This is a genomic window from Planomonospora algeriensis (assembly GCF_977012225.1).
On the sequence record NZ_CDRNDK010000384.1, the window covers coordinates 1 to 6,099 of the forward strand.

General features: G+C 74.1%; 4 protein-coding genes and 1 pseudogene. 2 read left to right on the plus strand and 3 right to left on the minus strand.

Annotated elements, in window-relative coordinates; genetic code table 11:
* Positions 1-27: 27 nt before the first annotated feature.
* The 3 genes from ACWJ6R_RS28085 to ACWJ6R_RS28095 form a co-directional block, all read right to left on the minus strand.
* Positions 28-2,373 (minus strand): putative bifunctional diguanylate cyclase/phosphodiesterase, encoded by a 2,346-nt coding sequence (locus tag ACWJ6R_RS28085; protein ID WP_449065111.1) that lies wholly within the window; start codon positions 2,371-2,373, stop codon positions 28-30.
* A 100-nt stretch (positions 2,374-2,473) separates the two neighbouring features.
* A complete protein-coding gene (locus tag ACWJ6R_RS28090) occupies positions 2,474-3,151 on the minus strand; it encodes a potassium channel family protein (RefSeq protein ID WP_449065112.1) in 678 nt (225 codons plus the stop codon).
* Positions 3,144-4,517, minus strand: a complete 1,374-nt coding sequence (locus ACWJ6R_RS28095; RefSeq protein WP_449065113.1) for a TrkH family potassium uptake protein — start codon at positions 4,515-4,517, stop codon at positions 3,144-3,146. Before ACWJ6R_RS28095 ends, ACWJ6R_RS28090 begins: the two co-directional genes overlap by 8 nt.
* A gap of 86 nt (positions 4,518-4,603) precedes the next feature.
* On the opposite strand from ACWJ6R_RS28095, the gene ACWJ6R_RS28100 reads away from it, so the two are divergent.
* Together ACWJ6R_RS28100 and ACWJ6R_RS28105 are read left to right on the plus strand one after the other, a co-directional pair.
* Positions 4,604-5,500, plus strand: a complete 897-nt coding sequence (locus ACWJ6R_RS28100; RefSeq protein ID WP_449065114.1) for an AAA family ATPase — start codon at positions 4,604-4,606, stop codon at positions 5,498-5,500.
* A gap of 124 nt (positions 5,501-5,624) precedes the next feature.
* Positions 5,625-6,099 (plus strand): annotated as a pseudogene (locus ACWJ6R_RS28105) (hypothetical protein); the annotation flags it as partial.

Sequence of the window (6,099 nt, forward strand, 5' to 3'; positions counted from 1 at the left end):
GCGGCGGAGCCGCCCGTACGGCGGGCCTCAGCCGGCCAGGGCCGGCGGCTCCCACGAGTCCGCGCCGAGGTTCTCGCGGCGGGTCTCCAGGATCTGCTCGATGTTCCCCGGCGAGAGCGGCGGCGCGAAGTGGAAGCCCTGCGCCAGCCGGTAGCCCAGCTCGTGCAGCCGCTCGGCCTGGGCCGCGGTCTCCACGCCCTCGGCGACGGCGCTCAGCCGCAGCGCCCGGGCGATGTGCAGCAGCGAGGTGGCGATCGCCGCCTGCTCGGTGCTGCCGGTCACCCCGTCGATGAACAGCTTGTCCACCTTGAGCACGTCCACCGGGCAGGTGCGCAGCAGCCCGAGGGAGGAGTGTCCGGTGCCGAAGTCGTCCAGGGCGATCGCGACTCCGAGCTCCTGGACGGCGTGCACGGTCTCCACCGCGAGCCCCCCGTCGAACACGGACGTCTCGGTGATCTCCATCACCAGGTCGGCCGGGCGCAGCCCGGTCTCCGCCAGCACCTCGGCGACGGTCTCGGCGAAGGACTGCTCCCGCAGCTGCCGGGCGGAGACGTTCACGCTCATCTTCACCGGCGCGGCCGGGCCGTACCGGTGCTTCCAGTCGGCCATCTGGCGGCAGGCCTCGCGCAGCACCCAGGCGCCGAGCTCGACGATCATCCCGGTGCGCTCGACGACGGGGACGAACTCCGCCGGGGACACCAGCCCGCGCTCCGGGTGGCGCCAGCGCACCAGCGCCTCCACCCCGGACAGCTCGCCGCCGGGCAGCGTGACGACCGGCTGGTACAGCAGGAACAGCTCGTCGCCGTCGAGGGCCCGCCGCATCTCCGTCTCCAGCCGGGCGTTGTCGAGGGCGCGGGCGTCCAGGTCCGGGGTGTAGCGCACGTACCGGCCCTTGCCCTGCTCCTTGGCGGTGTACATGGCCACGTCGGCGCAGCGCAGCAGCTCGCTGGCGTCCATGCCCCGCACGCCGTCGACCAGGCCCACGCTGGCCTGCACGAGCAGCTCGTGGCCGGCGGCGCTGACCGGCGCGCGGAGCGTCCGGATGATCCGCTCGGTGATCTGCTCGGCCTCGGCGGCCGTGACGTCGAGCAGCAGCACGGCGAACTCGTCGCCGCCCAGCCGCGCGACCGTGTCGTAGCACCGGACGCACGCCCGGAGCCGCTGGGCGACCGCCACCAGCAGGGCGTCGCCCACCGCGTGCCCGAGCCGGTCGTTGACCGCCTTGAAGTCGTCCAGGTCGATCAGGGCCAGCGCGGAGCCGCGGATCCCGGAGTCGGCGAGCGCCTCGGCGGTGCGCTCGGCGAACAGGGCCCGGTTGGCGAGCTGGGTCAGCGTGTCGTGGGTGGCCTGGTGGGACAACTGCCGCTGCAGGGCGGCGTTGTCGCGGAAGGCCACGATCTGGCGGATCACCACCAGGGCGGTGAGGACGATCGTCGCGGCCGCGATCATGCGGATCTCCGGCCCGGGCCGCTGGGCGGAGGCCAGGAGCAGGGCGTCGACCGCCGCGATCGCGCCGTACGGCAGCAGGCTGAAGGACCGCCGCCGCGGTACGGCGCCGACCGCGGACGCGGCCTGCTTCTGCCGCTCGACGGCCAGGCCGATGCAGAAGGCGATGAGCGGGAGGCTGACGTGGGTGGCGGCCAGGTGGGAGTCGTTCTGGATGAGAGGGGCGAGCGCTCCGCTCGCCGCCGCGACGGCGAACGCCATGCCCAGGGCCGCCAGGACGTTGCGGGGCAGCGGCCCGGCTCCGGCCAGCGCCACCTTGACGGCGGCGAGCACCTCGACGAAACCCAGGGCGGCGAGCACCGGCCCGGCCCAGGAGGAGTGCACGACGTCGAGCAGGTGCGGCGCGGTGCGCAGCATCAGGTACCACGCGAGCAGCACCGCCGCCATCATGACGATCCCCGCGTCGAGCCCCAGGGTCAGGCGCGCCCCGCGGGAGCGCCGCCCGATGGGCAGCCGCAGCAGAGCCCAGATGGTGGTCAGCAGGGCGGCCAGGAACAGCGCCAGGGCCGGCGGCCCGATGTACTGCGCCGTCGGCCCGGACAGGGTGAGCGCGTCATGGGCGTTGCTCGCCAGCCCGAGCGTGAGCAGCCCCATCGCCAGGCTCAGCCGCCGCCAGAACGCCCGCGCGGCGCCGGACGGCTCCGTCGAGCGCGCGACGCCCGCACAGGCGAGCGCGGCGAGCGCGCTGGAGCCGACCACCGGGATCCAGGCCACGACGGGCCAGGCGGGAACACGCGCGATCCCGAGGGCGAACCAGCCGAGGCTGAACACGACGAGTGCGCCGAGCGCGGTCTGGATCGGCCGTCGCCGGACATGGTCCGGGACGAGGCGCGCCGGCGCAGTCCGGCCTTGCAGGTCACCCGCCATCGCGTGCTCTCCGTCGTCTCTGGGCCGTCTTCAGGGCCGTCTCGATGCGGAGACACCCATCGGCGGGCGGGAGCCGGTCCTGAGGCGTTCGCGCCCGGGCTCAGGTCTCCTCGGAGAAGCGCTCCGCCTGGTCGGTGTCGCCCGCGACGAGCAGGGTGTCGCCGGAACCGATGACGGTCTGGGAGGTGGCGTAGGTGAACCTCGCGCCGGGCTTCTTGACCGCGACCACGGTCACGCCGTACTCCGTGCGGATGCCGAGGTCGCCCAGCGTCCTGCCGGCCGCCCAGCCGGGGGCCTTGGTCTTGATCAGGGCGTAGTCCTCGTCGACCTCCACGTAGTCGAGCATCCGGCCGGTCACCAGGTGCGCGACCCGCTCGCCCATGTCCGCCTCGGGCTGCACGACGTGCCGGGCGCCGACCCGCTGCAGGATCCGGGCGTGCTGGCGGCTGATCGCCTTGGCCCAGATGTCGGGCACGCCGAGGTCGGTCAGGATCGAGGTGGTCAGGATGCTCGACTCGATGTCGGTGCCGATGCCGACGACCGCCCGGCCGAACTCGGCCACGCCCAGCTGGGTCAGCGCCTCGGGGTCGGTGGAGTCGGCGCAGACGACGTGGGTGAGCCGGCCGGAGAACTCCTGCACGTTCCTGGAGTCGCTGTCCACGCCGAGCACCTCGACGCCGCGGACGACGAGCTCGGCCGCGAGCGACCCGCCGAAGCGGCCCAGGCCGATGACCACGACGGCGGCGTCGCGGTCGACGCGGTTCTTCTTCTCAGCCAACGAGGGGACGCTCCTCCGGGTAGCGGAACCTGCGGGTCTGGACGTGCAGGGCCAGCGCGGCGCCGAGGGTGACCGGTCCCAGCCGGCCGATGAACATCAGGGCCGTCAGGACCAGGTGCCCGGCGGTGCCGACCTGGGCGGTGATCCCCGTGGAGAGCCCGACGGTGCCGAACGCGGAGATCACCTCGAACAGTACGCGGTCGAGCGCGAACGGGGTCAGCATCATCATCACGAGCGTGCCGGAGACCACCGCCGCCACGCTGACCAGGGCGATGGTGAGCGCCTGGCGCTGCAGCTGCTCGGAGATGCGGCGGCGGCCCGCCGTGACGTCGGGCTCGCCGCGCAGCTCGGCCAGGATGACGTAGCCCAGCAGCGCGAACGTGGTCACCTTGATGCCGCCCCCGGTGCTGGCGCTGCCCGCGCCGATGAACATCAGCACGTCGCTGATCAGCCAGGAGTTCTCGTGCATCTGGGAGGTGTCGACGGAGTTCAGGCCGCCGCTGCGGGTCATCGCGCTGTGGAAGAAGCCCGCCAGGATCCGCAGGCCCGGGGAGAGCGGACCGAACGTCGCGGGGTTGCTCCATTCCGAGATCGTGATGGCCAGCGCGCCGCCGAACAGCAGGATCGCGGTCATCCCCAGAGTGATCTTGGCGTGCAGGGACCACCGGGACGGCCGCCGCCAGTGCCGCCGCAGCACGGTGTAGACCGGGAAGCCCAGGCCGCCGACGACCACGGCCAGCGCCAGCGGCAGGCAGATCCACACGTCGCGGACGAACCGCATCACGCTGTCGGGCCAGAGCGCGAACCCCGCGTTGGTGAACGCCGAGACCGCGTGGAAGACCCCGTGGTAGAGGGCGCGGCCGAACGGCTCGCCGTACCCGATCATGAAGCGGCCGGCGAGGACGGCGGCCGTCACCGCCTCCACCGCCAGCGTGATCTTGGCGACGCCCACGATCACCTGGCGGATGTCGCCCGGCCCCAGGGACTTGGTCTCGGCCTGGGTGCTGAGCCGCGCGCGCAGCCCGAGCCTGCCGGAGACGAGCAGCGCGAGGATCGAGGCCAGCGACATGATCCCGAAGCCGCCGATCTGGATCAGCACCAGGATCACGACCTCGCCGAAGGTCGTCCAGTGCGCGGCGGTGTCGATCACGGCCAGGCCGGTGACGCAGACCGCCGAGGTCGCGGTGAACAGCGCGGAGGTCCATGACGCCTCCTGGCCCTGCTCGACCGCGATGGGCAGGGAGAGCAGCCCGGTCCCCGCCAGGACCACCCCGAGGAACGCCAGGACGACCACTCTCGAGGGCGAGGTGACCCGCCCGGCCGGATAACTCACCGGGAGAGGATACCGGCGTCCGGGACCGATCATCAGGACCCGACCGCCCGGGCGGCCACCGCGCGGCGGCCGCGGCACGGCCCTGGATTCCCGGGTCCCCCCGCGCGTACCCTGAGGCCGTGCTGAGGCGGACAACCACGACATCGGATCTCGCCTCGCCCGGGCGGCTCGCCGAGCTGCTCGACCGGCGGGCCTACCTGGCCGACGAGGGACTGGCGACGGCGGCGTTCCTCGCGCTGCGGATGGGCCGCCCGCTGTTCCTGGAGGGCGAGGCGGGCGTCGGCAAGACCGAGCTGGCCAGGACGCTCGCCGACGTGCTGGACGCGCCGCTGATCCGGCTCCAGTGCTACGAGGGGCTGGAGGGCTCCCAGGCCCTCTACGACTGGGACTTCGCCCGGCAGCTGCTGCACCTCAAGGCCGCCGAGGCGGGCGGGCGCGCCGACGCGGCCCGGCTGGAGGACGAGGTCCACGACCGGCGCTTCCTGATCGCCCGGCCGCTGCTGCAGGCGGTCGAGACCCAGCCCAGCGTGCTGCTCATCGACGAGATCGACCGGGCCGACGTGGAGTTCGAGGCGATCCTGCTGGAGGTCCTGTCCGACTTCGCGATCTCCGTGCCGGAGCTCGGCAGGATCCGCGCCCGGACCCCGCCGGTGGTGGTGCTGACCTCCAACCGCACCCGCGAGGTGCACGACGCGCTCAAGCGGCGCTGCCTCTACCACTGGCTGGAGCACCCCTCCTTCGAACGGGAGGTGGAGATCCTGCTGCGCCGGCTCCCCGAGTGCTCCAGGACCCTCGCCGAGCAGGTCGCCGGGGCGGCCGGGCGGCTGCGCGGGGCCGGGCTGGTCAAACCGCCCGGCGTCGCCGAGACCCTCGACTGGACCGAGGCCCTGCTCACCCTGGGCGCGCGGGAGCTGGACCCGGGGCTGGCGGCGGCCACGCTGGGCGCGCTGCTCAAGCACCGGGAGGACCACGAGGCCGTGCGCGGGAACGGACTCCTCGATGCCCCCCGAGGCTGATGTCCCCGGCGGTCCTCCCGGCGGCGTCCCCGGTGTCTCCGGCGGTCCTCCCGGCGGCCCCACCGGCCTCCCCGGCGGTCCGCGGCGGGAGGACCCTGCGGCGGATCCCCCGGTCCCGGAGGCGGTGCCCGGGACGGCACCGGAGGCGGCGCCGGAGGAGCTGGTGGCGGTCATGACGGGGTTCGCCAGGAGCCTGAGGGCCGCCGGGGTCCCCGCCGACCACGAGCGGACCCGGAGCCTGCTGCGAGCCCTGACCCACCTGGACGCCGCCCGCCCCGGCGACGTGTACTGGGCGGGCCGTGCCACCCTGTGCGCCTCCGCCGACGACCTGCCCCGCTACGACCGGGTCTTCCGGGCCTACTTCGGCGGGAGGCGCCCGGGCCGCGCGCGGCCTGAGGCGGTCACCGTCACCCGGTACACGGCGCTGTCCGGCGGGACCCCCGGCGAGTCCGGCGGAGAACCGCCCCTGGCCGCCAGGGCGAGCACGGCGGAGGTGCTGCGCGGCCGCGACGTGGCCCGGATGACCGCGGCGGAGCTGGCCGAGGTGCACCGGCTGCTCGCCCTGCTCCGGACCGGGCGCGAGCGGCGCCCTCCCGCAG

Excerpts from the sequence above, each read along its gene's own strand:
- ACWJ6R_RS28085 (WP_449065111.1), bottom strand. The coding sequence starts at position 2,373 with ATGGCGGGTGACCTGCAAGGCCGGACTGCGCCGGCGCGCCTCGTCCCG.
- ACWJ6R_RS28095 (WP_449065113.1), bottom strand. The coding sequence starts at position 4,517 with ATGATCGGTCCCGGACGCCGGTATCCTCTCCCGGTGAGTTATCCGGCC.